The sequence below is a fragment of the Neobacillus sp. DFD-2R genome (assembly GCF_057747865.1).
In genome coordinates this window covers 1,783,772-1,808,080 of the sequence record NZ_CM173228.1, presented here as the reverse complement: position 1 = coordinate 1,808,080, position 24,309 = coordinate 1,783,772, and the positions used below count along the sequence as shown (strand labels likewise).

Sequence of the window (24,309 nt, the reverse complement as noted above, 5' to 3'; positions counted from 1 at the left end):
CTTTCTGTCTTATTAAAAAACAAAAAAAAGCTTCCCCACCACAGGGAAGCAAACGTTTTGAAGGTTGTTGTTGTGCTCTTAAATTATATCCCGGATTTTGATTCTGTACATTACATAATCATTTCCAGTTCCTCAAAAAATGAAAAACCTGGTGTTTTAACGACCTATTGTTTTTCCGATTGCTTTTGTACCTCTATAATAATTTTTTTACTTGCCGGCAGCCCGCAGATTTTGCAGTTCTCTTCCTCATTATAAAGAAGGCGGCATTGTTCACAATAATATTTTTCCAAAAGGATACACTCCCTCATCCGAAGCTAAGTAGGGTATATATTTTCATTTTATTTTTAAAATTCTTTATTGTGACAAAAACAAACTATGATCCTCCCATCTCCCATCCGCCAATCCTATTCAACTACTTTTATCACAGGTTGCTTGTGAGAATTCACATTTTCGTCACATTGCACATTTGACATTTGTGACATAAATCACTGTTATAGCAAGTTATTACCATTAACATTGTAATAAACTAAGGAATGAACAATTTGTGAACTTTCAAATTTCGTATTTTTCTTTCACGATTGTTTTGTATTATGAAAGAGAACTAATTTATTCTTTTTCAATTTTCTGAAGGGAGTGCAGGGGGATGGCAAAAGCTGAACTGAAAACAAAACATAGAACAGAAGTTGAAGACAGTTCTTCTCTTAAAGGGACACTAGCATCCGTTTTCTTTTTGGGAATTTTTATCGTTGTCACTTGGGCAAGCGTCTACTTCTTATACCTTAAACGTTTTTAAAGATAGAGAGGGGGAAAAATTATGCATTTGCATAAATTTGAAAAAATATGGCTTATATTTGGAATCGGGGCACTGGTCTTTTTCTTATCAACAATTGGTGTAAGCGCATTCTATCTTGGAAATAAACCGGCAAGCTGTTTAACTACGATTAATCCGACAAAGGTGGATCAAACAAAGCCTTTTAATGAACCGGGACTTCACAAGGTCGAAGGAAAAGACTGGGACTATGAATTAGTATTTGTTGCTCAAACTTTCTCTTATAATCCTGCTCAAGTTAAGGTTCCTCTTGGTGCAAAGGTAAGAGTTATTGCAACAACAAAGGATGTTGTTCACGGCTTCGAAGTCGCCGGTACCAACATTAATATGATGCTGGAACCCGGCTATGTCAGCGAATATACAACTACCTTCGACAAAGCTGGAGAATACTTAGTTGTTTGTAATGAATACTGTGGTGCCGGTCACCATTTAATGAGTGCGAAGATTGAGGTGGTAAAATAATGGTTAACTCTACTGCAAAAATAAAAGTAGACCCAAGGGATGCAAAGCTTTCAATGGCCCATTTTTATGTGGCTTTTACTGCACTTGCCCTAGGTGGCCTCATGGGTTTATTACAAGCCCTAGTCAGATCAGGAAAATTTGAACTCCCTCTTGGGATTGGTTATTACGAAATTTTAACAGTTCACGGCGTTATGATGGGTCTTGTTTTGACAACTTTCTTTATTATGGGATTCCAATACGCAGCGGTAAGCAGAACAGCCGGCACCCATTCAGCCGCAGCACGCCGTACCGGTTGGATTGGTTTTTGGGTTATGCTGGCAGGAACTGCTATGGCGGCAACAATGGTATTGCTTAATAAAGCATCCGTCCTTTATACATTCTATGCGCCATTACAGGCCCATTGGATTTTCTACTTAGGCTTAACATTTGTTGTAGTGGGAAGCTGGATTGACGGTGCAGCACAAATTATGACTTATGCAAAATGGCGGAAGAATAACCCCAGGAAACTAAGTCCGCTGTTAAGCTTTATGGCAGTCATTAATACGGTTATGTGGATTGTCGCAACACTTGGGGTCGCAACGACTGTTCTATTCCAGTTGCTTCCTTGGTCACTTGGAATCGTTCCTACCGTTGATGTTTTAGTTAGCCGTACATTATTCTGGTATTTTGGACACCCGCTCGTTTATTTCTGGTTACTTCCAGCCTATATGTGTTGGTATGCAGTGATCCCAAAAGTAATAGGAGGCAAAATTTTCTCAGATCCTTTAGCTCGTTTATCATTTCTTTTGTTCCTGCTCTTCTCCATTCCAGTTGGTTTTCACCATCAATTAACAGAGCCTGGAATTGATCCCGCTTGGAAATTTATCCAAGTTGTCTTAACCTTCATGGTTGTAATTCCATCATTAATGACTGCTTTTTCATTATTTGCAACCTTTGAGAGAAATGGACGTTCAAAAGGAGCTACAGGGCTATTTGGCTGGTTCAAAGTCCTTCCATGGAACGATGCCCGCTTTACAGTTCCGTTTATCGGAATGGCATCCTTTATCCCTGCCGGTGCAGGCGGGATTGTTAATGCTTCAAACCAAATGGATGAAGTTGTTCATAATACCATTTGGGTAACAGGTCACTTTCACTTAACAGCGGCAACATCCGTAGTCTTAACGTTCTTTGGTATTTCTTATTGGCTTGTTCCCCATTTAACAGGACGTAAATTAACCAAGGCAATGAATAAATTAGGTATTGTCCAAGCATGGGTTTGGTTTATCGGAATGGTTTTCATGTCAGGAGCGATGCATGCCGAAGGACTTCTAGGTGCTCCACGGCGTTCTGCTTTCTCCACTTACGGTGGGGCAAAGCAAGCAGCTGAATGGATTCCATATCAAATCGCCCAAGCAGTTGGCGGTTCGATCCTTTTCATCGGCATTATCCTAGTTATTATTATTTTCGTTAATCTAGCTTTCTTTGCTCCTAAAGGAGAAGAAGAATTCCCTGTGGGTGAAGCAGAAAATATAGAAGAAAAAGCACCAATGGTATTTGAAAACTGGAAATTATGGCTCGGCATCACTGCTGTACTTATCTTATTTGCTTACACGATACCGTTTATTGATATTATTCAAAATGCTCCTCCAGGTGTCAAAGGGTATAAAACTTGGTAGAACAGAATAGTATTCAAAGAGGATGATTCACATAGAATCATCCTCTTTTATTTAAATCTGCGCAATTAATTATACTTTCTTTTTAGCTAAAAAAAACAACAGAATATGAATTCTGTTGTAAAATAATATTATAGGGAAAAGAGGATGTCCCCTGGAAAATAAAGTGAATAGAAGAATAAAATGCTTTAGAGGGTTAACTGACCAATCGGGTTATAAAAACCCTTTAATTACGGGTTACTTTTTTGCAATGGCTACCCGCCACTTTTCAGGGCCTTCTTCAAGGTATTCCCAAGTGAATTGCTCGGTTCTTTCCATCATGAATTGATAATGTAGCGGTCTTGGATCATGATCATTGACAATCTGCATAACTTCTCCGGGTTTTAACTCGTCAAATCCATTTAAAATAGGCGGATGTTTTTCACGTGGAGGGTAATCCGGTACATTAATCGTTATTGCGAAAGTTTGCATTATTTTTACTCCTTTTAATTTATTTTCTACTCTTTTATTATAAAAAACGATTAGCAAATCAATAGTGAATATCATCACACCTTGAAGATGATTTTTTCACTATTTATTGAACTACTTAGGGGGAATAGAAATGAAAGAATTAGTTGGTCCATGCAAAGGTTGCGGAAAGGAAATCTATTGTTTAGAAGGTTTTCTTAATGGTGTTTTAACAAAAGAGAAAGAAATCTTTTGTTTTGATTGTAATGAAGGATTGGCAAAAATTGAAGAAAATCCGCAAAAATAGCCTTTGCGGATTTTTTTTATTATTCTTCATCAAGAGACAAATCTTTAACTGGCAGCATTTCATTCTCTTTATGTGTTGGTTTACGTAAATGGAAGAGAACTTTGACACAGAATATCACTAATGCAATAACACCGATTAAGAAAATGGAATCAGGAACAGCACGCCATGTTAATAATGTTTGCACAATATCCTTTTGTAAGAAGGCTGCTGAACGGGAATGAGCATATCCATGATCGAAAGCGTCTTTAATTTGAATTATCCCAACAGGAAGTAACGATAAGAACACCATTCCGGCAAGACCTGCATTCAACATAATACAGCTAAATTTTAGCCATTTATCATTCCAAGCCTCCGGTTTTACAATGTTTCTTAATGAGTAAAGAAGTAATGCAATCGCAAACATTCCATAAACACCCATCATCGAAGCGTGACCATGCGTTGGTGTTAAGAATTGACCATGTTCAAAATAGCTGACTGCCGGAAGATTTATTAAGAATCCAAGTACACCTGCACCAACCAAGTTCCAAATGGCAACAGAAATTAAGAACCAGAAAGTACCTTTGTATGGGAAGTTCCCCCCACCCTCACGCATCATTTTATATTGCTCATATGCTTCGAGAATTAACAAGGTTAATGGAATTACTTCCATTGCAGAGAAAACGGCTCCAAGTCCGAGCCATACTTCAGCTGAACCATTATAATAATAGTGGTGGCCAATTCCGATTACACCGCTGCCAAGAAGCAGGATCAATTGGAAATACAATTGTCTGACAGTTGATTTTTTTGTTACTAAACCTACTTGAACTAATAAGAATCCAATAACAACTACTGCGAATACTTCAAAAATAGCCTCTACCCATAAATGAATAATCCACCAACGCCAGTAATCAGCAAAGGTAAAGCTTGTATCCGGGTTAATAAATAATGCAAAAATATAGAACGCAGGTACAGCAATCGCAGAGTAGAACAAGAGGTGGATGAGTCCGCCCTTATCTGATTCTTTCTTAAGTCCGGCTTTTATACCACGATAAACAATAAATAGCCAGATTAACATTCCCACAATCAGAATAAGCTGCCAAACACGCCCAAGCTCAAGATATTCCCAACCATTGTTACCTAATAAGAACCAGTTATTCCCTAAATAGCCATTTGCACCGAGCCACTCACCGACCATACTTCCTGCAACTAGGACAACCAATGCCCAGAATAAAATATCTACCAATAAGCCTTGTTTCTTTGGCTCAAAGCCTCCTACAAGTGGTGCTACATAGATTCCCATGCCTAACCATGCTGTAGCAATCCAGAAGATCGCAAGCTGCAAGTGAAATCCTTTTGTAATATTAAATGGAAGAATATCATGAATCCATTTCATTCCGAAGAAACTATCCGGTTCTATATAATAGTGAGCGAGTAATGCTCCAAACATACATTGTACAAAGAATAAAATCGATACAATAACAAAATACTTTCCTGTTTTTATCTGTGAACTCGTTACCGGTATTTTCCTTAAATCAATTCGTGGGAAATTCCCTTCTTTATACGCTTCTCTCATACTAAACTGGTATCGGTAGAAAACATAAAGGATAATTCCAACCATTAAGACAAATAGTGTTACACTTGCTCCGCTCCACCAAACTGCTGAGAAGGATACATGGTTTCCTGCATCTTCATAATAAGGCCAGTTATTCGTATAAGTAATTTTATCCCCTTGGCGGACAGTACTTGAAAGCCATGCAGTCCAGAAGAAGAAGTCAGAGATTTGGGTAATTTGATCTCCTTTTGCTACATAGGCACGATTATCTTTTGGCATATCTGTATCTTTTATTAGATTTGCCTTTAATCCCCAACCGTCACCTTTTGTAAAGATTCCTTTATAATATCCTCTTACTTGTTTGAGTCCATATTCTTGTGCATTTGTTAGCTGCAATGTATCTTTGCTGCTATCATAACGATTTTTCCGCATTTCTTTGATTACATTATTTTTAATAACCGATTTTTCGTCTTCCGTTAATGAAGCAAACTTTTTACCAAATTTTTCATTTGCTCTAAAGTCTTGCATTCCTTCTGTGTAAATCTTTAAGGATTCAGCGGTATAGTCCGGACCCATATACGATCCGTGACCTAAGACTGTACCATAATCCATTAAATCATATTTTTGCCAAACTGCCTGACCGCCCATAATCGTTTCTTTTGTGAATAAAACATCACCTTTTTCGTTGGTAACCTCTACCGGTCTAGGTGCCTGTTCTTTAAATATCCAATATCCACCGCCTAACAATACAGTGAAACTTATCAAAAGTGTAATAATTAAAATAGATTTTAACAGTACATTCCTGTTTTCCTTTACCACTTTTTTCGTGGGTGTTCCTCGTTGTATTTCCATGCCTTTTCATCCTCTCTTGTTCTTTACATTTCGTATTGTAACTTTCACAGGAATGTCACAAAGTGAAGCTCTTCATCCAACTCCTGTGATTTTTAGCACACCACTGAGAATTATTTTCATAAAATTCCTCTCCTATGATGGAGGTCACATATTCGCTGTGAAATCACTGCTACAATGTATTTAAATAAGAATTAATAACATGAAGGTGATGTTAATGAAGCAAGAGGATATTGTAAAAAGATTATCGGTTGTCCCGATATTTAAGGAGTTGTCAACTGAGGAACTGGATCCAATAATAAGGATTGCACAGGCTCGTTTTTATAAGAGTAAGATGTATGTTTTTATGCAGGATGACCCTCTTGACCGAGTATTTTTTATTCATACAGGCAAAATCAAAATTTATAAAACTGATTTATCCGGAAAGGAACAAATCGTATCGGTTTTAGAACCGGGAGAAATGTTTCCCCATGCAGGATTTTTCTTGCAAGGTAGTTTTCCGGCACATGCTGAGATTATGGAAGATGCTTATCTTATCGTAATCCCAATTGACAAATTTGAGGAAATTCTTATTTCCTACCCGGAACTTTGTATTAAGCTTTTTAAAGTGTTAGGAGAAAAGATTGTTGATTTACAAGGAAGATTAGAGTCACAAATCCTCCATAATACGTATGAACAAATTATTTTACTTCTTATAAGACTATGTAAATCCAACGGTGAAAAAAAAGATAATCAGTTCAAGCTGACAACTCAATTTACAAACCGTGAACTGGCTAATATGATTGGCACATCAAGAGAAACCGTCAGCAGAACGATTAATCATTTAAAAAAGAAAGAATATATAAACCAGGACGATGATGGCTTTTATTTAATCGATCGAGAAGGATTGCAACAAGAGCTATTTTATTAAAATTGAAGATTAAAGCTAGAGTTTTCTATATAAAAATAAGGAGATGTTGTTATGGATCAAAGAATCATTGAGCTTGATGTCCGAGAGGATTTTAAAAATAAAATAGAACCATTTCAGAAAATAATGGAGGCAATAAAGGAATTAAACGATAATGATATCTTTGTCCTTCACGCACCATTTAAACCTGTTCCATTATTCGCAGTTTTAAAAGCGAAAGGCTTCACACATGAAGAAGAGGAGCTAGAGAAGAATCACTGGAAGGTTACATTTATTAAAAAGCAAAAGTAAGAGAAAGTTGGGTGAAGGGATATGTTTATCGATAATCGCGGGCTTGAGCCGCCACAGCCAATGATGAGAACTCTTGCCGCATTGGAAAGCTTAGGGGAAAAAGAAGTATTAACAATTATAAATGACAGAAGACCGATGTTTCTTTATGAACAGTTAGAAGAACTGGGCTTTAGGCAACGAACAGAACAACAAAACGACGGGAGTTTTAAAATTGAAATCTTCCGATAAGAAGGTGAAATATCATGCTTCCTCAAAATTTAGGAAGTGAAACAAATATTAAGCTACCATTTTCGTTTATATTATTTAGTATGTTTGCTTTAGTCATTTCGCAAATTCTGTTACTTGTTAACGGACAAATGGTAGTAGATGGAAATTTTAGAATTCCGGCGATATGGTCCACCGCCCACTTGCTTGTCTTAGGCTGGGCATTAATGGTGGCGATGGGTTCAATGTATCAGCTTATACCTGTTGCCTTTTTAACGAAAGTATGGAATGAGCGATTTGGTTATATTCAATTCTTCATTACCGCAACAGGAATTGCAACATTTGCAGCTATGTTATATTGGGCACCACAAAAAGCATTCGTTCCGGGAATTCTTACCCTTTTAGGAATATTAATGTTTTTATTTCAAATGTTTATGACATTACGTAAACAAGCAAAACCGAATATCCTTACAGCATTTGTTGGTACTGCATTGGCATGCTTGTTTATTACTATATTCCTAGGAATTACATTAATATATTGCCTAAAAACCGGGTTGGGTTCTTACTATTATCAATCTATTTTCAAAAGCCACCTTTTAATGGGCGTAACCGGCTGGTTTACCCTTTTAATTTTCGGATTTTCCTATAAAATGGTCCCGATGTTTTCTTTATCCCATGGTTTTCCAATGGTGCACTCAAGATACGTATACGGCTTTTATGTATCCGGTCTTGTCATTACAGTAATTTCTTTTTTCATTAATAGTGCAATTTCTTTAAAAATCGGATTTTTATTTCTTCTAATCGGATTTTCGATTTTTAGTTGGCATATATGTATTATCATTAAAAAGAGATTGAAAAAAAAGCTTGATAAGCCATTTATTTTCGCATTATCCGCAATTGGATTTGGGAATATCATTCATTTTACAGCATTTATACTTTTATGGAGTAACCAATTTGCAACACTAATTGGGCCACTAATTTATACGTATTTATTGCTATGGATTGTACTTAGCATTGTCGGCTATTTATATAAAATTGTGCCGTTTCTGTGGTGGACCTATAAATACAGTAAGGAAATCGGCAAGCAATCTGTTCCTTCGTTAAAGGAGATGATGAATGAAAAAATCGTTGTCCCTCTATTTTCATTACTTATTTTTGCGGTTTTGATCATCTTCTGTGCTTTAGTATTTAAAACAGCCATTCTCTTTAATATTGGCCAATTTGTTCTTTCAGTTGTATTTATCATTATTGCCCTTTGTATCTTAAGCGTAATAAAAAAATAGTGAGGTGTTTATCATGAATTTAAAAGAAAAAGTCCTAAACGCATTAAAAAGTGTCTATGATCCGGAATTAAATATTAATGTCTTTGATCTTGGTTTAATCTATAATGTTGAAATTAGTAATGAAGCTGACGTACACATCACCATGACGTTAACAACACCCGGCTGCCCTCTCCATGACAGTATTACTTCCGGAGTTCGCTATAGTATTGAAGGCATTGAGGAAACGAGAAATGTAGAAGTAAACCTTGTCTGGTCTCCAGTGTGGTCTCCTGACAAAATGACACCGGAAGGACTTAAATTATTGGGGAGATAAAAAGAAAAGGCCAAGCCCTAAATGTATTTTCTACATGCCGGGCTGACCTTTTTTTCTTCTATTAACTTTCAATTGCCTCAGTGGGCAGTACCTTTTTAATCCTTTCAAGGACATTCTTATCAATATCCTCGTCCAATAAAATATGAACTGATCCACGATCTGTTTCGGTTCGAATTAATCTGCCTACCCCTTGCCGTAAACGAAGAAGCATATATGGTAAATCCACTTCCTCAAACGGGTTAGCAACTCCATTTCTTTTTGCTGTAAAAACAGGATCATTCGGTGGAAATGGCAACGAATAGATTATCACGTTTTCAAGAGATCTTCCTGGAATATCCAGTCCCTCCCAAAGATGAATAGAACATAGAGTCGCATGCTCCTCATTTTGGAATTTTGACACAAGTGTACTAATCTCTTCATCACCTTCAAAATAAATGGGGTACATAATTTCATTCGGAATGCTTTTCTTCAATCGATGTATTTCGTCTTTATTGTTCAAAAGAATCAGGGCTCTTCCTTCTGATTGCTGAACCATTTGAATGAGATAGCTGATTTTTTTATCAGTTTCGTCCTGTGAGAATTCCGGAAGATATATCTTCATTTTTTCATCATATTCAAAAGGGGATGCGACAGAAAAGGACAAGAATTCCTTAACACCTAAACTGTTAGCAATATAATCGAACGATTTTTGATTGGACAAGGTTGCTGATGAAAAAATAAAAGGTTTTTTCTGTGAGAATACCTCTTCTCTCATCACTTCTTCGACCATTTTTGGCATAATGACAAGAGTCCGCTCGCCTCCGCTTACTTCAAACCATGTAATTCCATTCAATTCCTCAAGAAAAAGGGTTAAAGAATATGTAATTTGCTCTAAATATTCTTCAACGATTTTTAACTCATATTCATTTATCACATATAACTCACTTTCAAACACCAATTCTTCTTCCAATGCTTGAAGCCTATTCAGCAGCTTCCTGCCGCATTTCATCACCAAAGGATGCTTGGTAATGATTTGTTTTTCAGAGCCGTGAGAGGCTGTAGAGAATTTAGAAATCGTATCAAAAAAAGCTTCATTTTCTAATAGGGCTTCTTCAATCGTATACAACGTTTTTTCACGAACTTCATTTTCCATCAGCCTTGTGAGCAATGTTTCAAGCGTATAATCTGTGAAACGATAACTTAGCGCTTTCTGTGCCGCATATTCAAGGAGATGGCCTTCGTCAAATACAACGGAAGAATGGTCCGGTAAAAGCGGAAGCTGACCTTCACGTTTTCTTGATTCCTTTGTCCAAATATGCTCCATATAAAAATCATGCGAACAAATTATCAGATCTTCGGAATGACGGTAATATTCCCGATTCAAGGTAAGTCCGCAGCGATGACGCTTTTCACAGGAAAAACAATCCTGAAGCGAATCCCAGCTGATCTCTCCCCATTTTTCATCTGTCAAGGATGGGTAATCCTTTCTATCACCATACCTCTCAAACTGTTGCATTGACCCTCCAAAGTGGATAAAATCAGGGAGCTCATCATACAGATCAGCAATGTCATCATTTATATCATTATTCCTTACCTGATCCAGCTTTTTTAAACATAAGTATTGATCCCTTGATTTAGCCAAACGAACATCAATTTTCAGTCCCAAGACCTTTTCCAGTTTCGCAATATCGCCTTCTTTTTTAACAAGTTGTTCAATTAAAGTTTCATCGGCACAGGCAATCACGGATGGACGATTTGTATACCTTGCGTACATTATAGCGTAAAGTAAATATACGATCGTTTTACCCGTTCCAACTCCTGCTTCGGCGAACATTACCCTCTTATCCTTAAAAGCTTTTTCAAGCTGAAAAGCCATGAAAATTTGTTCATCCCTCAGTTCGAACCCTACCTCCGGTAAAATATCATAAAATAAGTCGCCAATCCATTCACTTAATTTATCGTAAAATGATTCAGTTTTTGAAACGACAAATGGCATTCGGCTTTCCATAATAACCCTCCAAAAAAAGAATAGCGCCTTTTAGTAGACGCTACCTTGTCATATTAAAATTGATATACCAATCACTATATAGAAATGTAAAAAAACAGTAAGTTCTATTTCTCCTGATCTTGACGCGGCGGCTTTTTCCCCCAGTATTGATAGAGGTCTGTACGGATAAATCCATTAAAAAGCTTTCTCTTTTTTGTTGCAGGCTTTCCATAAAATTGTTCAAATTCTTCATTGGATGTCATGATATAAATGGACCAAGTATCAAGCTTACTAAATGCCTGACCCATTTCCTTGTACATTTGCTCGACAGCTTTTTTCTCACCTAGTCTTTCTCCGTAAGGCGGATTTCCGATAATAACCCCATATTCCCGGGAAGTAGAAATATCTTTCACCTGCATTTGTTTGAAATGGATTAGGTCACCAAGACCTGCCTCAAAGGCATTTTCTTGAGCGATTTTCACCATCCTATGGTCAATATCTGAGCCTGAAATATCAAGTGGCTGGTCATAATTTGCGGTGTCCTCTGCCTCTATTCTAACTTCATCCCAAACCTTTGGTGAAATCCAATTCCAGCTTTCTGAAACAAATTCCCGGTTAAAACCCGGCGCGATATTTTGGCCGATCATTGCCGCTTCGATTGGAATCGTTCCCGATCCACAGAAAGGGTCGATAAAAGGTCTGTCAGGCTTCCAATTTGTAAGCATAATGAGCGCAGCTGCAAGTGTTTCCTTTAACGGTGCTTCACCCTGGTCCACACGGTAGCCGCGTTTATGAAGCCCTTGGCCGCTTGTATCAATCGTAATTGTAGCAACGTCTTTTAACAAAGCGACTTCAATACGATAAAAGCCCCCTGTTTCTTCAAACCAAGTATTCCTTTTATAATGTTTTTTCATTCTTTCGACGACAGCTTTTTTTACGATTGCCTGGCAATCTGAAACACTGAATAGCTTTGATTTAACGGACTTTCCAATCACAGGGAACTCTGCATCTTCAGGCAAATATTTTTCCCATGGCAATGATTTTGTTTTTTCAAAAAGTTCATCAAAGGTAAAAGCTTTAAATTCGCCAACCTTTATTTTGATTCTGTCTGCTGTGCGCAGCCATAAATTACTGCGAGCAATTGCATATTCGTCTCCAGTATAGGTAATTTTCCCATTTTCCACTTCACAGTCGTATCCAAGTGATCGTACTTCTTTTGCCACTAATGCCTCAAGACCCATTGCTGAGGTAGCTATTAATTGAAAGTTTCCCATTTTTTCACCCTTAACCTATTTCCTTATATGTATATTTTTCATTATAAACCAAAAACGAGAATCAAATGCAATTACAATAAAGTAAACATATAAAAAGCCCTCCACATTAGGAGAGCTTATATATGCGCTTTACTTTCCCATTAATAACGTCCTGTAAGCCATGTTCTGTACCATAGTACTACAAACGACACAAAGTGTCTCGTACTTAGGTGGTAATCATCTATCTACAGATCCAGATGAATCTGTCCTTCTCCTCGTTCAATTCCTCAGAGAAAGTGCCCCTACCATTATTTGGGTTTCTCGCTCGTGGGGTTTACCCGTTCCACCCTTTTCATTTCTGAAAAGGCTACGTCACTGTGGCACTTTTATAGGTATTCATACCATATCCTGAACGGACTTAGGTATTTTCCCGGCCGTCAACAAGGCGTTTAGCCTGCTGCCCTAGCTTATGAATTCGCTAGGCACGAACACTACGAGCATCTCAGCCCGTGCGAGCATGGACTTTCCTCTACAATTTGCATGATGCATTTTGCAGCGATTACCCGAACGTAATTAATGAATACATTTATTATTATATGTATTTCATGCTGTTAATTCAATGTTTTTATTAGGAAACTGTGGCACAATCTGTTAATCGTATAGTTTATTCCCAAAAACATGCTTTTCAAGATTGGATAAACGTTTCAAAATATCAAAATTAGTTGTACCTGCCGGCTGGGATACAGGTTGTCTTCTAGAAGTTTCTTCGAGTTGCTTACGCAAGCGAAGGTTTTCTTGCTGAAGATCTTCGATTTCTTGATGAAAGGTTTCATAGTCTTTAATAATAAAATCTAAAAATTTATCGACATCTTCTTGTTTATACCCACGTACACCAGTCTTAAACTCTTTTTCTAATATATCCTTAGCAGTTAATTTTACTTTATCAGACAGCATTCAAATCACCTCAGTATTCGCCAATCATTACCTATTATTTTTTCAAAAATTTGTTCTTTTGTCAATTTTTCTTTCATTTTTCAGTAATTTAATTGCTAAAACCCTTCCACATTATAATAATAGATATTAGAAATTCATGATTCTATTCAGAAATCTGACCTTTTAAATTCTTCTTCCTCAACAATCATTTGCAAATCATAAAATGTAATCAATCGGATAGGATATGGATGATGGCTTTGATATTGTGTAGCCATTTCGTATAAGTATTTAGGGCTTCCTTCTTTTTCTTGATCATACATAAGAAGCAGAGCATTGCTTTTTTCAATAAAGAACTGATTTTTCATTCGAAATTGCCATGGCTTTTCATAGCTTTTTTTGGTTATAGAGTCAATAAAATCCGCCTGTGCAAGAATCGATTCATACCATTCTTTATTGTTCTCATTCCAAGTTGCCTCTTGATCTAAAAAAGGCGTGATGACAGCCAGCTTTAACTCAGGAAATTCTAACTGCAACTCAAATACCGCTTCCGCAGCCCAAAGCTCCACTCCCAGCTGACCACTAATCAACACCCATTCCATCCCGCCATCAATCATGGAAAGTAGCTCTTTCTTGATTGCTTTCTTAATAAATAAAACGGATGGATGGTCTTTTTGAAAAATACCTAATTCAAAAGGTTTATAACCCGATATGGCCAATACTTTATTCAAGTCCGTTCTCCTTGAGAAAAAATTTTTAAAAATAGGACAAACATTATTGCAAAAAAAGCATATCATATATTAACACAAATAGAAAAAACAAGGGCTAATAAAGCCCTTGCAATTTTTCTTAATAAGGTCTAGGACCCATATATGGTACATTAGCAGGTCCCGGTCCTCCCGGTACAAACCCTGGGCCGACTGCTCCATAACCCGGTCCAAACGGTCCACAAGGCATAGGAGTTGGGCAACAGTTAATTTGCTGATTACATACCTCTTCAGCACATGAAGCTGTTTCCGTACAGTAATGTTTATGTTGGTACATATGATGATTGATTGTTGTAACGTGTGTTGGATGAATATGTGGCACCACCGTTGTTGAGAACGTATGGTTCACAATTTGGTTCGTCGGATGAATGACTGGCGGCATAAAATTGGTTCCAAGATACATATTAAGCTCTCCCTTCAAATATTCTGTTTACATTAACAGCCTATGAAGGAAGGACTACTCTTGTACTAAGGAAAATACCTATTTTTACAAGAAAAGCGAAAACGACGACCTTGAGTTGCCCGAAGGTTGCTTATTCGTGGAGAAAACCCGCTAGTCGATGTAACTAGACTGTTCTCAAAGTTGTATAATTTAAACTTTCTAATCTTATAAAAATGAATAAAAGCTATCTTTTAAGCTTGTAAAAACAAAACCAGTCAAACAAACGACAATAAAAAATAAAAACAGAATTGCCTTATACATATTACCAGCTCCATATTGTTTTTAAAGTCGTTTTTTACTCAATACAGTTTAACATTTTACCTTGTTTAACCATGATAAACAATATGGAATTTCTGGTTTTTTAAATAGAAATATGAATATTTTGTTACAATATATCCAATTTGCAAAAACCTATTATATTTATACTATTTTTGGCGATTTTTGCACTTCCTCCTGAATTTTATCAGATTTTAGCCTAAGCCGTTTCAATCTATGATCAAGTATATCAAAAGATATTTGCATCGGTATCTTAATAGAATACTTGACAATATCGATTGCTTTTTGACAATAATTAATGGCAATCTTAATATCTTTTAATCTATGTTCATGGATTTTAGCTAATTCAATACACGCCTCAATCATCATCTGTGGGTCTCCTGAATCGACAACATCGGCAAACAAGCTTCTTGCTTTTTCCCATTCTTTTTCTTTTTTATGCTGATAGGCCAACGTGAGCTTCGCTTGAAAGGAAGTAAAATCACTTCCTTCTCCTAACTTTGTCAATACTTTTTCCGCTTCATTTTTTTCCCCCAATGTAGAAAACCATCGCCCAACCTCATAAGACTCTTTTCGTGTTTGTTTCATGTCCATTCCACAAAGCTGAAAGGAAAGGTGGGTGTATAAAGTAACAAGCGATAGTATATCGATTTCATTATGCTTTAGAATGCCAATCATTCCATCCGGCTGTTTACTTTCAATAAAATCAAAATAGATCATTGGTGCCAAAAATCCGGGAATGTCATCAACTCTTTCTATACCTAAAACTTCTTTTTCAACGATCGTTAATTTTAATCGATCTAATTTATGCTTCCATAATCTTCTTGCAGCATGAAATAAATCAAAATGGCCAAATGCAGGCAGCTTTGGTACATGCTCCCTTACAAGGGTATGTCTTGTTTTAACTTGAGGCCAATCAAACGATTTCCCATTATAGGTAACGAGTGTTTTATAGTTCACTTTTTCCAAAAAGCTTTGATATAAAGGAACTTCTGCGCCCGGATTTGGAAGTATATGCTGCCTCAAAATAAGCTGATTCCCCAAAATACTGGCATACCCGAGCAAGAAAATCGTATTACCTACCCCTCCGCCAAGTCCTGTTGTTTCTGTATCAAAAAAGAAAAAATCTTCTGCCTTATGCCCTTTTGCCGAAAGAGGATGACTGATTGGTTGAGTATGCCAAAAATCAACCGCAGTTAAAAAATCACTGAAACGGTAGTGACCATGTTGTTGTGAGAGTGGATATCTCACTTCTCTAATTAGACAGTAATTTTGATCTAAGACATAAGGGAAAACGTTAACCTTTTTCCAACTTTCAAGGAACGGAACCTTAATAGCGGCGGACTCTGAAATCTTCGATATTTTTTCTTCCTTTACGCCAACAGAAAGATGCGGTTTTAATCGATTTAATTTATTTTTTAAAGACATTACTGCACTTCCCTCTTCATATTGGAAGGCTTTAAAAAGGCTTCAATAATTATTAATGTGTCACTCTTCGCTGTTTCGCTGACTGAATCAGTCCCAATACAGGATGGACATCCCGAGGTGCACTGACAACCGGTTATCATTTTTTTGGTTTCGGTAAAAACATCTGACATCCCCGAATGGATTTTTTCACTTAAGCCAATACCACCCGGATACCGGTCATAGAAAAAGATCGTAGGTTTTTCATTATGGTCTGCCTTTACTTGAGGAATCACATGAATATCCTGAGGATCTGCCATTACGAATAGTGGAGCAATATGATTTAAGGCATGTGCCGCCCCAACAAGCCCTTGCTCTAATCGTTCATGACCCATTTCTGCCAATGGTTGATTCAATGAGATCCATGCTGCATTCGTATGAAGCTCTTCTTCAGGAAGATGGATTGGACCTGAGCCAATATTTTCATGTGTTTCAAATTTGATCTTTTTAAAAATGGTCGCCATTGCCCTAACACTTACGTCACCATAACCGATTTCTGCATCTGCCATTTCCTTAAGCTTGTCCACTTCCAACACTTTTAACTGAATTGCTAAGTTCGCATCAGTAAAATAGTCGACATCCACTTCACTCACGAACGCCTTTTTTTCATCCCAATCAAGCATTTCCACCTGAAACTGTGTACCCTGATGTAAATAGATGGCTTCATCGTGAAGAAGAGTCATCGCTGAGAAACGGTCCATTTCACCAATCACTTTTACATTTGCTACATCTGAATGATCAACAATGATAACATTCTCTTGAGATGCGGACCTTAAACTGATATTATGAGCAGGAAAGGAATCGTTCATCCAATACCATTTGTTTCCGTTCTGATAAAGGACCCGTTCCTCTGTCAAATACTCCAGTAATTCCTCCGTTCCCACTTTTCCAAACTGCTCTCCAACTTTAAAAGGCAGTTCATATGCCGCACATTTCATGTGATCAATTAATATAATCAAATTATCCGGATTGATCCTGGCAGTTTCCGGGCTTTTATTAAAAAAGTATTCCGGGTTTTGAATAATATATTGATCAAGCGGACTGGAGCTGGCGACCATAATAACGAGTGACTCTCCATGCCTTCTTCCCGCCCTGCCTGCTTGCTGCCATGCACTGGAAATCGTGCCTGGATAACCTGTCATAATACAGACCTGAAGCTGTCCGATATCCACGCCAAGCTCGAGAGCGTTCGTACTAACTACACCATATATTTCACCTGAACGCAGTCCTTTTTCAATTTTTCTTCTTTCGGTCGGAAGGTATCCTCCGCGATACCCCATAATGGATTTTGTCCCTAATTGATTTTTCACCAATTCTTGTAAATACGTCAGAATGATCTCCACTCTTACACGGCTTCTAGCAAAAACAATCGTTTGGATTTTATTTTTTAATAGCTCTCCTGCAATTTTTCGAACCTCTAGCGTTGCACTTCTTCTAATATTAAGAGGTTTATTTACAATCGGAGGATTGTAAAATAAAAAGTGTTTTGTTCCATTTGGGGCACCATTATTATCAATTAAAACCATTTCCTCTTCTGTTAATGTTTCTGCCAGCTCAAGAGGATTGGCAATGGTAGCAGAGGTGCATATAAAAACAGGATTACTTCCATAATAGCGGCAGATACGTTTTAACCTTCTGATCACATTTGCCACATGACTTCCAAAAACTCCTCGGTAAGTATGGAGCTCGTCTATGACAACAAATTTTAGATTTTCAAAGAGTGAAACCCATTTGGTATGGTGAGGAAGAATCGCTGTATGCAGCATATCAGGATTCGTAATAACCACATGACCTGCTTTTCTTACCTTTTGGCGAATATTTGCCGGCGTATCCCCGTCATAGGTATAACTATTTATATCTACACCCGCAGTTTGGATAATTTCGTTAATTTCACTTTTTTGGTCTTGAGCAAGTGCCTTCGTTGGGAACATATACAGTGCTCTGGCATTAGGGTTTTTTATAATCGTTTGTAAGACTGGTAAATTGTAGCAAAGTGTTTTACCGGAAGCGGTAGGAGTAACAGCTACAATACTTCTTCCTGCCATAATTGTTTCATAAGCAGTTTTTTGATGGGTATAAAGCTGTCCGATTCCCTTACTTTTAAGAGCATCGATTAAAACCGTGTGTAAGTCCTCCGGCAAGACAACGGTTTTTGCCTGTTTTTCTTCAATGGTCTTCCATGTAATGATATTTTCATTAAATTGATCTTTTAGTTTTAAATCAACAAGTATTTCCTGCAAACTTTTTTTCACTTTCATCATCGGTCTCACCTCAATACATATATTTTATCGAATAAGCGTTCGTTACAAAAGAAAAATCGGGATATTTTTATCCAAAAATGCCAAGAATTATTTTCCAATCAAACACCAAATATTTGTCTATTTTGTGGCTATTTCATATGAGTCAATAGAACTAATAAGTAATTATTAAAGTAATCGATAATTTTTTGTTACAATAGGATAAGTTAATCTATTTGTGGTGGTGTAAGAATTGAAGATTGAAGAAATTAAAAAAGTCTTATCTGAATTCTCCCTTTTTCGAGAATTAAACGATTATGAATTAACAAAAATCACAGACATTGCCATCGTCAGGGACTGGAAAAAACAAAGCCATGTTTTTCTTCAAGGGGACCCGCTTGAAAATGTTTATTTCATTTATAACGGAAAAATCAAAGTATACAAAAGTGATGTGAATGGGAAAGAACAAATTGTAGCGATCATGAAAAAGGGTGAAATGTTCCCGCATGTGGGCTTTTTCAGAAAAGGAGATTACCCTGCATATGCTGAAGTTCTGGAGTCATCTACATTAATCACTGTTCCTATATCCAAATTTGAAGCTGTCCTGATTGAAAACCCCGAGCTTTGCATTAAGGTATTTAGAGTTTTAGGTGAAAAAATTGTTGATTTACAAAACCGTCTTGAAGAACAGATCCTTAATAATACATATGAGCAAATCATCAAACTTCTTATTCGAATTGGCCAAAAGCACGGTAAAGAGTTAGAAGATGGAAGAATTTTATTGAAATCTGAATTTACTAATAAAGATCTTGCAAATATGATTGGTACAACAAGAGAAACAATTAGTCGCACTCTGACAAAAATGAAGAAAGATGAATTAATCGAAGTGGATAATGACGGCAATATGATATTAGATATAGAAAAGCTTATGGAGGAAATCCAGCTTATATAAGATAGTCAAAAAACGCAGCCTATGGCTGCGTTTTCAGATTGTCGAGAAAGGGTATTTTTCTCTGCAATTTTTTATTTTGTCAGAATCTAAATACCAAATTTATTGATTCTCCCTGCTAAAGTGCCTGTTGATTTCCGCTCCGGGCACTCGCTTTCCGCGGGGAGGTCCTGGAGCCTCCTCGGCGCTTTTGGCGCCTGCGGGGTCTCCAGTAACCTCTCTATCCCACAGGAGTCTAGTGCCCTCCGCTCCAATCAACAGGGAGGCAAATCAACCTAAAATATTGCAACACACTTTTTCTAACCTTGATAAGTGTATTGCAATCTTTTTTATATTTTGGCAGGCTGCAGTTAGAAGAGCCTGTTAACTTGCATTCCTCAATCCCCGTAACCGGCAGTAGCGAAGCCCGTGCAGCTCTTTTGAGTCTGCGAAGCTTCGCTCAATTTTTCCTTTCTAAATTTATAAAGCATTTTTCCCGATTTAGTTAAGCGATTTAACCTTACCTTTTCCTTGTACTCCTCCCATACATGTCGTGTTAATAAAACACGACCGATCACCATCTTGTGATTCATTGCAAGAAGAACAATCTCATCAAAAATCTCCTGAAAAATATTTGTATCCTTAAAACGGTGTTGACGATTCCGGCTAATCGTAGAGTGATGAGGTACTGGATCCTTGAATTTTAGACCTAAAAACCAGCGGTAGGCAACGTTTGTTCTAATTTCCCTTTCTAGTTGACGTTCAGAACGAATGCCGTAAATATAACCAATAAACATCATTTTAAAAAGAATAAGAGGATCAGTAGGGCGCCCATTATTATCATCGCTGTAATAAGGACGGACCTTTTCAAGAAGAAACGAAAAATTAATATATTTATCAATCAAACGAAGAAGATGGCCATCAGGTACCAATTCATCAATAGAAACAAATTCATATTCACTTTGGCTAGACTATTTTGGCTTAAACATTGAATTAACCACTTATTTTTTTATTTATTAGTTGAACTGAAGGTCTTTATTGAAAACACTCGTTGATTGGCGCGGATGGCACGAAGACTCCTGCTGGGGTACGGGGCAGGGGAGACCCCGCAGGAGCGAAGCGAGGCCACTGAAAAAGTCCAAGATATTTTGCAATAGGTGATTCCCTGAAAAAACCATCCCCACTATTGACTGAAAAATCGATGAAAACCATTTTCCTCTCCCTACTTTGATGGTGAAAAACGCAATTTTTTGGGATTTTAGTTGGCAGGAAATCTCATTATTAGCAGAAAAGGACTTTTTCAGTGGCGTCAGCGAAGCGACGAGGAGGCTTCCCGGCACGCCCGCGGAAAGCGAAGTGCCTGGAGCGCCAATCAACAGACATGTTGAAACCAATATACTAATAATATTATAACAAATTAACGCGGTGGATTGTTAAAGTAATCGAATAAAATAATTGGCTGCCGAGGGTTTTTCGACAGCCTGAAAACGCAGCCTATGACTGCGTTTTTTTACTATTTTACAGATAATTGAAGCATTTCTTCCATATCTTCTTGAGCTGTTCCAATTAATTTAAGATTGAATGTATCTTGAAGAACCTGTAATACTCCTTCAGAAATAAATTCAGGCGGTTTTGGCCCAATCCGGATATCCTTAATTCCTAAGCTAAAGAGACCTAGTAGAATTGCAACCGCTTTTTGTTCAAACCAAGATAAAACAATACTTACCGGGAGTTCGTTAACTTCGCAACCAAAAGCATCTGCCAGTGCCAAAGCAATTTTAACAGTGGAGCCCGAGTTATTGCATTGTCCTAAATCAATATAACGAGGAATATTTGTACCTGGTACAACCCCATAATCAACATCATTAAAGCGGAATTTCCCACAAGATGTTGTTAAAATAACCGTTTCCGGAGGTAATGAGGTGGCAAGTTCCCGGTAATATTCTCCTCCCTTACCCGGTGCGTCACAGCCCGCAATTACAAAGAAGCGTTTAATTTTACCGGCTTTCACAGCATCAATTACTTCCGGAGCTAACCCTAGAACGGTTTCATGATGGAATCCGGTCAGCAATGTTTCTTCTGAATCAATCGCTGCTTCAGGAAGCTCTAATGCTCTTTCTATTAATGGTGAAAAATCATCATTTATTATTTTTTGCACATTCTCAAGACCGGCAACTTCATAGCTGAACATACGGTCTGCATACGTACCTTTAATTGGCATTACACAGTTTGTTGTTGCTAAAATCGCACCGGGGAAATTCTCAAATAAGCGACGTTGGTCATACCAAGCTTTCCCGATGTTACCTTTTAAATGAGAGTATTTCTTTAATGCGGGATACCCATGTGCCGGGAGCATTTCCGAATGTGTATAAATATTGATTCCTTTACCCTCGGTTTGCTTTAATAATTCTTCTAAGGCAAATAAATTGTGACCTGTAACAACAATACATTTACCTTCAATTTTATTTTGGCTGACACGGATTGGCTCAGGAATACCTAATAACTTCGTATGGGCTTCATCAAGCATCTCCATTACGCGGACAGCTGACTTCCCTACTTTCATAGCCATATCGATATGTTCCTGAACATTGAAGTTGGAGTTAGTTAATGTCATATAAAGGGCTTCATGAGTAGTAGCATCTACAAAAGGATCCGTAACCCCCAGTTGGTTGGCGTGTGTACGGTAGGCAGCAATTCCTTTTAAACCAAAAATAATTGTGTCTTGTAAGCTGGCAATGGTTTCGTCTTTTCCACATACACCAATTACCTTACATCCGCCTGATGGAGTTTGTTCACATTGATAGCAGAACATTTTTTTTCCTCGCTTTCCTTAAAGTACTGCTTAAGCATACAAAGGCTGCGACTTTTTTAATGTGATTTACATCACATTAAATCAAGTTGAAACAAATCGTTCATAAATAGCGAAAGATGACAGTCACCTATTTTCTGCTAAAAGCATATGATATCGTGTGAAATTTTGGAAAGAGAGGGAACCGCTATGTCATCTATGCTTCCTGGAAATCAAAATAACCCTAAGAAAGCCAAACCTGAACCGTTTGGTGAGTTAATTAAATCAATGAACGATTTTTTCAATGAAAAACCGATAAGGGGGTTTTTACAATCCATAGATGATTTTTTCAACAGTCCATTTCCTTCAGGGGCATCCTTTCATGTTGAAACAGTTAAAACCAATAATGAATACATTGTTACAGCAGAATTACCAGGAGTAAACCGGGATCAAATTCACTTAAATACTGTTGGAAATTATTTAACTATCTCAGTTGAAAATAATGAACTGCTAACCGAAGAAGATGATAAGAATCAATTATTTCGACGGAGGCAATTTCATCAAAAATCGTCTAGGACGATAGCTCTTCCTCAACCAATCAACGAAAAGAAAATCAAAGCATCCTACAGGGATGGATTATTGCAAATTCGAATTCCACAAGAAAAAGGGAAAATTATTGAGATAGAAGATTAATAAAAGTCAGTGAATACATTCAATATAATGCCGGTATGTTTTTCCTTGAGAAATGTACCTTACAAAACATAAAAGACGGCATGCGCCGTCTTTTCCTATTTTCCTAAGATTTAAAAATTCCACCGAAGCCCTTTACTAGCGATGATACTTGGCTTACCGCATTCATCATTTGGCCCGCTGTATTCATCATTTTATTAAAATCCACTGACCCATCCTGTGACTTAAATGAGTTCATAAAGGATTGCATTCCTCCTGGATTTTTAGGGATGGCATTTTGCTTTGGATAGGGATTCATCATTGGATATCCATTCATTGGCATATATTGATTTTGCTGCATCGTTTCTTCCTGTGGCTGTAGGGGGTTTTGGAAAAGAAATTGCGAATCCTTTTGTTGAAATTGCTGATTTACATAGGGCCCTGCTTGCTGACCGGTTCCAGGCTGAAAGTTTTGGCCGTATGGTTGGTATTGTTGTGGATAGTACGGATTTTGCTGTTGATATGGGTTCCAATTATAGTTTGGTTGTGGCGTTTGAAAAGGATACGGTTGATTGGATGGAATCGGTTGATGATTCCTTTGCTGATTAATTGGCCCCCCGTGCATCATTTGCCCCGAATATCCATAATTCACGTAGGGATTTGGTCTATTTTTACCGAACATGGGCAAACATCTCCTCCGCGTTTTCATTACTACACTTTATGATGAATTACCCTCATTGGTGATTATTTTGAAATAATCGATTATGTCGTAAACAATAGAATTTTGTCTAAAGTTTAAATATTTTAAAAACTAGAAATCCTTTTTTTTCGTGTTACGATAAAAAAAAGGATGGAGGAGGAGTTATATATGGATATTCGTGAATTAAAAAGCAAATTTATTCAAAGTCGGGAATACAACACTGATGACGTTAACGCATTAATGGATTTTGCTAAGAAAGCGTATATTCACAACGAAATTGACATAAAGGAATATCGCCTTCTTGTCCGCGAACTTGAAATACAAGGCGCGGTGATACCTGACAATTCTAAGGAAAACTCCCTCATCGAAAATTCAAAATAAGTCTTTAAAAGAGATGCCTTACATAGCATCTCTTTTCTTAAAAACGTAATTCTTTTATTATTTCTAATAGAAAGTAATCGACTGTTCGGTTGGTGTTTAAAAATCTTGAACGGCTTGTTTCTGGAAAAAAGGATTGGATTGACTGCTGTTCGATATGTTCAGATGTAGTATTGATTTGCTTCAAATGAAGATGTTTTTGCGGGTTCTCTTTGAGCCAGATTGTCATTAACCCTCTCCATTCTTCATTTACCCCTTTTACTTCATCAGCAAAAGGTTTAATAACTTCATGAAAATCCATTTTAACCCCCTTCTCTCGTGCTTCCTGATAATTCTTTAGAAATAAGCGGTTATAGTGTAATAGTTTTTCTGTTAAATCGGCAATTTCTATAGACATCTGTTTTTGTTCCTTTCTTAAAATAAAGGCTGTGTTAAA

Annotated in this window: 25 protein-coding genes, 1 other RNA gene and 1 pseudogene; 12 read left to right on the top strand and 15 right to left on the bottom strand. The window is 37.2% G+C overall.

The genetic code is table 11. The features are described 5' to 3' along the window. Window positions 1-164 precede the first annotated feature (164 nt). Window positions 165-290 (bottom strand): hypothetical protein, encoded by a 126-nt coding sequence (locus AC3ANV_RS08980; RefSeq protein WP_488313277.1) that lies wholly within the window; start codon window positions 288-290, stop codon window positions 165-167. A gap of 353 nt (window positions 291-643) precedes the next feature. Between AC3ANV_RS08980 and AC3ANV_RS08975 the strand changes: the two genes are divergently transcribed. Genes AC3ANV_RS08975 through AC3ANV_RS08965 form a run of 3 tightly spaced genes read left to right on the top strand, consistent with a single transcriptional unit; the run spans window position 644 to window position 2,946 of the window. Beyond that, window positions 644-793, top strand: a complete 150-nt coding sequence (locus AC3ANV_RS08975) for a cytochrome c oxidase subunit 2A (RefSeq protein ID WP_488313276.1) — start codon at window positions 644-646, stop codon at window positions 791-793. 21 nt (window positions 794-814) lie between these two features. Continuing rightward, window positions 815-1,291, top strand: a complete 477-nt coding sequence (locus AC3ANV_RS08970) for a cytochrome c oxidase subunit II (protein WP_488313275.1) — start codon at window positions 815-817, stop codon at window positions 1,289-1,291. Beyond that, a complete protein-coding gene (locus tag AC3ANV_RS08965; RefSeq protein ID WP_488313274.1) occupies window positions 1,291-2,946 on the top strand; it encodes a b(o/a)3-type cytochrome-c oxidase subunit 1 in 1,656 nt (551 codons plus the stop codon). Before AC3ANV_RS08970 ends, AC3ANV_RS08965 begins: the two co-directional genes overlap by 1 nt. A 234-nt stretch (window positions 2,947-3,180) precedes the next feature. Here the strand turns inward: AC3ANV_RS08965 and AC3ANV_RS08960 are convergent, their stop codons facing one another. Then, window positions 3,181-3,414: a DUF2249 domain-containing protein gene (locus AC3ANV_RS08960; protein WP_488313273.1), complete on the bottom strand. Its 234-nt coding sequence runs from the start codon at window positions 3,412-3,414 to the stop codon at window positions 3,181-3,183. Window positions 3,415-3,544: 130 nt separating this feature from the next. Between AC3ANV_RS08960 and AC3ANV_RS08955 the strand changes: the two genes are divergently transcribed. Next, window positions 3,545-3,697: a hypothetical protein gene (locus AC3ANV_RS08955; protein WP_488313272.1), complete on the top strand. Its 153-nt coding sequence runs from the start codon at window positions 3,545-3,547 to the stop codon at window positions 3,695-3,697. 19 nt (window positions 3,698-3,716) lie between these two features. Here AC3ANV_RS08955 and AC3ANV_RS08950 read toward each other — a convergent pair whose 3' ends face one another. Continuing rightward, a complete protein-coding gene (locus AC3ANV_RS08950) occupies window positions 3,717-6,080 on the bottom strand; it encodes a nitric-oxide reductase large subunit (RefSeq protein WP_488313271.1) in 2,364 nt (787 codons plus the stop codon). A 214-nt stretch (window positions 6,081-6,294) separates the two neighbouring features. Here AC3ANV_RS08950 and AC3ANV_RS08945 point away from each other — a divergent pair, with 214 nt between their 5' ends. The 5 genes from AC3ANV_RS08945 to AC3ANV_RS08925 are packed head-to-tail and all read left to right on the top strand — an operon-like array spanning window position 6,295 to window position 9,075. Further along, entirely contained in the window at window positions 6,295-6,987 is a 693-nt protein-coding gene (locus AC3ANV_RS08945) for a Crp/Fnr family transcriptional regulator (RefSeq protein WP_488313270.1), read from the top strand. A 51-nt stretch (window positions 6,988-7,038) separates the two neighbouring features. Then, window positions 7,039-7,275 (top strand): DUF2249 domain-containing protein, encoded by a 237-nt coding sequence (locus tag AC3ANV_RS08940; protein ID WP_488313269.1) that lies wholly within the window; start codon window positions 7,039-7,041, stop codon window positions 7,273-7,275. 21 nt (window positions 7,276-7,296) lie between these two features. Next, window positions 7,297-7,503: a DUF2249 domain-containing protein gene (locus AC3ANV_RS08935; protein WP_488313268.1), complete on the top strand. Its 207-nt coding sequence runs from the start codon at window positions 7,297-7,299 to the stop codon at window positions 7,501-7,503. A gap of 14 nt (window positions 7,504-7,517) precedes the next feature. Continuing rightward, the gene (locus tag AC3ANV_RS08930) at window positions 7,518-8,762 is read left to right on the top strand and encodes a hypothetical protein (RefSeq protein WP_488313267.1); all 1,245 of its coding nucleotides are present in this window, start codon (window positions 7,518-7,520) and stop codon (window positions 8,760-8,762) included. A 13-nt stretch (window positions 8,763-8,775) separates the two neighbouring features. Beyond that, complete coding sequence (locus tag AC3ANV_RS08925) at window positions 8,776-9,075, top strand: metal-sulfur cluster assembly factor (protein ID WP_488313266.1); 300 nt, start codon at window positions 8,776-8,778, stop codon at window positions 9,073-9,075. A gap of 61 nt (window positions 9,076-9,136) precedes the next feature. Here the strand turns inward: AC3ANV_RS08925 and AC3ANV_RS08920 are convergent, their stop codons facing one another. The 8 genes from AC3ANV_RS08920 to AC3ANV_RS08885 form a co-directional block, all read right to left on the bottom strand. Next, window positions 9,137-11,062 carry an ATP-dependent DNA helicase gene (locus tag AC3ANV_RS08920; protein ID WP_488313265.1) on the bottom strand — a complete coding sequence of 642 codons (1,926 nt, stop codon included), beginning with the start codon at window positions 11,060-11,062 and terminating at the stop codon, window positions 9,137-9,139. Window positions 11,063-11,166: 104 nt separating this feature from the next. After that, window positions 11,167-12,315, bottom strand: a complete 1,149-nt coding sequence (locus tag AC3ANV_RS08915) for a THUMP domain-containing class I SAM-dependent RNA methyltransferase (RefSeq protein WP_488313264.1) — start codon at window positions 12,313-12,315, stop codon at window positions 11,167-11,169. 149 nt (window positions 12,316-12,464) lie between these two features. Beyond that, window positions 12,465-12,865, bottom strand: an RNA gene (rnpB, locus tag AC3ANV_RS08910) — RNase P RNA component class B. Between the two features lie 80 nt (window positions 12,866-12,945). Then, the gene (gene gpsB, locus AC3ANV_RS08905) at window positions 12,946-13,248 is read right to left on the bottom strand and encodes a cell division regulator GpsB (protein ID WP_307404374.1); all 303 of its coding nucleotides are present in this window, start codon (window positions 13,246-13,248) and stop codon (window positions 12,946-12,948) included. 146 nt (window positions 13,249-13,394) lie between these two features. Further along, window positions 13,395-13,955 carry an SLOG family protein gene (locus AC3ANV_RS08900; protein ID WP_488313263.1) on the bottom strand — a complete coding sequence of 187 codons (561 nt, stop codon included), beginning with the start codon at window positions 13,953-13,955 and terminating at the stop codon, window positions 13,395-13,397. Between the two features lie 118 nt (window positions 13,956-14,073). Then, window positions 14,074-14,394 carry a CotD family spore coat protein gene (locus AC3ANV_RS08895; RefSeq protein WP_488313262.1) on the bottom strand — a complete coding sequence of 107 codons (321 nt, stop codon included), beginning with the start codon at window positions 14,392-14,394 and terminating at the stop codon, window positions 14,074-14,076. A 459-nt stretch (window positions 14,395-14,853) separates the two neighbouring features. Next, window positions 14,854-16,137, bottom strand: a complete 1,284-nt coding sequence (locus tag AC3ANV_RS08890; protein ID WP_488313261.1) for a ribonuclease H-like domain-containing protein — start codon at window positions 16,135-16,137, stop codon at window positions 14,854-14,856. Further along, window positions 16,137-18,431, bottom strand: a complete 2,295-nt coding sequence (locus tag AC3ANV_RS08885) for a DEAD/DEAH box helicase (RefSeq protein ID WP_488314170.1) — start codon at window positions 18,429-18,431, stop codon at window positions 16,137-16,139. The genes AC3ANV_RS08890 and AC3ANV_RS08885 overlap by 1 nt, the downstream gene beginning before the upstream one ends. Before the next feature lie 232 nt (window positions 18,432-18,663). On the opposite strand from AC3ANV_RS08885, the gene AC3ANV_RS08880 reads away from it, so the two are divergent. After that, window positions 18,664-19,362, top strand: a complete 699-nt coding sequence (locus tag AC3ANV_RS08880; RefSeq protein ID WP_488313260.1) for a Crp/Fnr family transcriptional regulator — start codon at window positions 18,664-18,666, stop codon at window positions 19,360-19,362. Window positions 19,363-19,892: 530 nt separating this feature from the next. Here the strand turns inward: AC3ANV_RS08880 and AC3ANV_RS08875 are convergent. Both AC3ANV_RS08875 and hcp read right to left on the bottom strand, forming a co-directional pair. After that, window positions 19,893-20,279 (bottom strand): annotated as a pseudogene (locus tag AC3ANV_RS08875) (transposase); the annotation flags it as partial. A 572-nt stretch (window positions 20,280-20,851) separates the two neighbouring features. Further along, complete coding sequence (gene hcp / locus AC3ANV_RS08870; protein WP_488313259.1) at window positions 20,852-22,150, bottom strand: hydroxylamine reductase; 1,299 nt, start codon at window positions 22,148-22,150, stop codon at window positions 20,852-20,854. A 186-nt stretch (window positions 22,151-22,336) separates the two neighbouring features. Here hcp and AC3ANV_RS08865 point away from each other — a divergent pair, with 186 nt between their 5' ends. Further along, entirely contained in the window at window positions 22,337-22,819 is a 483-nt protein-coding gene (locus AC3ANV_RS08865) for an Hsp20/alpha crystallin family protein (RefSeq protein ID WP_488313258.1), read from the top strand. Between the two features lie 103 nt (window positions 22,820-22,922). Here AC3ANV_RS08865 and AC3ANV_RS08860 read toward each other — a convergent pair whose 3' ends face one another. Beyond that, window positions 22,923-23,420 (bottom strand): YppG family protein, encoded by a 498-nt coding sequence (locus AC3ANV_RS08860; RefSeq protein WP_488314169.1) that lies wholly within the window; start codon window positions 23,418-23,420, stop codon window positions 22,923-22,925. 243 nt (window positions 23,421-23,663) lie between these two features. On the opposite strand from AC3ANV_RS08860, the gene yppF reads away from it, so the two are divergent. Continuing rightward, window positions 23,664-23,876 carry a YppF family protein gene (yppF, locus tag AC3ANV_RS08855; protein ID WP_488313257.1) on the top strand — a complete coding sequence of 71 codons (213 nt, stop codon included), beginning with the start codon at window positions 23,664-23,666 and terminating at the stop codon, window positions 23,874-23,876. A 37-nt stretch (window positions 23,877-23,913) separates the two neighbouring features. Here yppF and AC3ANV_RS08850 read toward each other — a convergent pair whose 3' ends face one another. Next, a complete protein-coding gene (locus AC3ANV_RS08850) occupies window positions 23,914-24,270 on the bottom strand; it encodes a DUF1798 family protein (protein ID WP_488313256.1) in 357 nt (118 codons plus the stop codon). Between the last annotated feature and the right edge of the window lie 39 nt (window positions 24,271-24,309).

Bases quoted from the DNA above. Each gene is read 5' to 3' on its own strand.
- AC3ANV_RS08975 (WP_488313276.1), top strand. From the start codon at position 644: ATGGCAAAAGCTGAACTGAAAACAAAACATAGAACAGAAGTTGAAGAC.
- AC3ANV_RS08970 (WP_488313275.1), top strand. From the start codon at position 815: ATGCATTTGCATAAATTTGAAAAAATATGGCTTATATTTGGAATCGGG.
- AC3ANV_RS08965 (WP_488313274.1), top strand. From the start codon at position 1,291: ATGGTTAACTCTACTGCAAAAATAAAAGTAGACCCAAGGGATGCAAAG.
- AC3ANV_RS08960 (WP_488313273.1), bottom strand. From the start codon at position 3,414: ATGCAAACTTTCGCAATAACGATTAATGTACCGGATTACCCTCCACGT.
- AC3ANV_RS08955 (WP_488313272.1), top strand. From the start codon at position 3,545: ATGAAAGAATTAGTTGGTCCATGCAAAGGTTGCGGAAAGGAAATCTAT.
- AC3ANV_RS08950 (WP_488313271.1), bottom strand. From the start codon at position 6,080: ATGGAAATACAACGAGGAACACCCACGAAAAAAGTGGTAAAGGAAAAC.
- AC3ANV_RS08945 (WP_488313270.1), top strand. From the start codon at position 6,295: ATGAAGCAAGAGGATATTGTAAAAAGATTATCGGTTGTCCCGATATTT.
- AC3ANV_RS08940 (WP_488313269.1), top strand. From the start codon at position 7,039: ATGGATCAAAGAATCATTGAGCTTGATGTCCGAGAGGATTTTAAAAAT.
- AC3ANV_RS08935 (WP_488313268.1), top strand. From the start codon at position 7,297: ATGTTTATCGATAATCGCGGGCTTGAGCCGCCACAGCCAATGATGAGA.
- AC3ANV_RS08930 (WP_488313267.1), top strand. From the start codon at position 7,518: ATGCTTCCTCAAAATTTAGGAAGTGAAACAAATATTAAGCTACCATTT.
- AC3ANV_RS08925 (WP_488313266.1), top strand. From the start codon at position 8,776: ATGAATTTAAAAGAAAAAGTCCTAAACGCATTAAAAAGTGTCTATGAT.
- AC3ANV_RS08920 (WP_488313265.1), bottom strand. From the start codon at position 11,062: ATGGAAAGCCGAATGCCATTTGTCGTTTCAAAAACTGAATCATTTTAC.
- AC3ANV_RS08915 (WP_488313264.1), bottom strand. From the start codon at position 12,315: ATGGGAAACTTTCAATTAATAGCTACCTCAGCAATGGGTCTTGAGGCA.
- gpsB (WP_307404374.1), bottom strand. From the start codon at position 13,248: ATGCTGTCTGATAAAGTAAAATTAACTGCTAAGGATATATTAGAAAAA.
- AC3ANV_RS08895 (WP_488313262.1), bottom strand. From the start codon at position 14,394: ATGTATCTTGGAACCAATTTTATGCCGCCAGTCATTCATCCGACGAAC.
- AC3ANV_RS08890 (WP_488313261.1), bottom strand. From the start codon at position 16,137: ATGTCTTTAAAAAATAAATTAAATCGATTAAAACCGCATCTTTCTGTT.
- AC3ANV_RS08885 (WP_488314170.1), bottom strand. From the start codon at position 18,431: ATGAAAGTGAAAAAAAGTTTGCAGGAAATACTTGTTGATTTAAAACTA.
- hcp (WP_488313259.1), bottom strand. From the start codon at position 22,150: ATGTTCTGCTATCAATGTGAACAAACTCCATCAGGCGGATGTAAGGTA.
- AC3ANV_RS08865 (WP_488313258.1), top strand. From the start codon at position 22,337: ATGTCATCTATGCTTCCTGGAAATCAAAATAACCCTAAGAAAGCCAAA.
- AC3ANV_RS08860 (WP_488314169.1), bottom strand. From the start codon at position 23,420: ATGCACGGGGGGCCAATTAATCAGCAAAGGAATCATCAACCGATTCCA.
- yppF (WP_488313257.1), top strand. From the start codon at position 23,664: ATGGATATTCGTGAATTAAAAAGCAAATTTATTCAAAGTCGGGAATAC.
- AC3ANV_RS08850 (WP_488313256.1), bottom strand. From the start codon at position 24,270: ATGTCTATAGAAATTGCCGATTTAACAGAAAAACTATTACACTATAAC.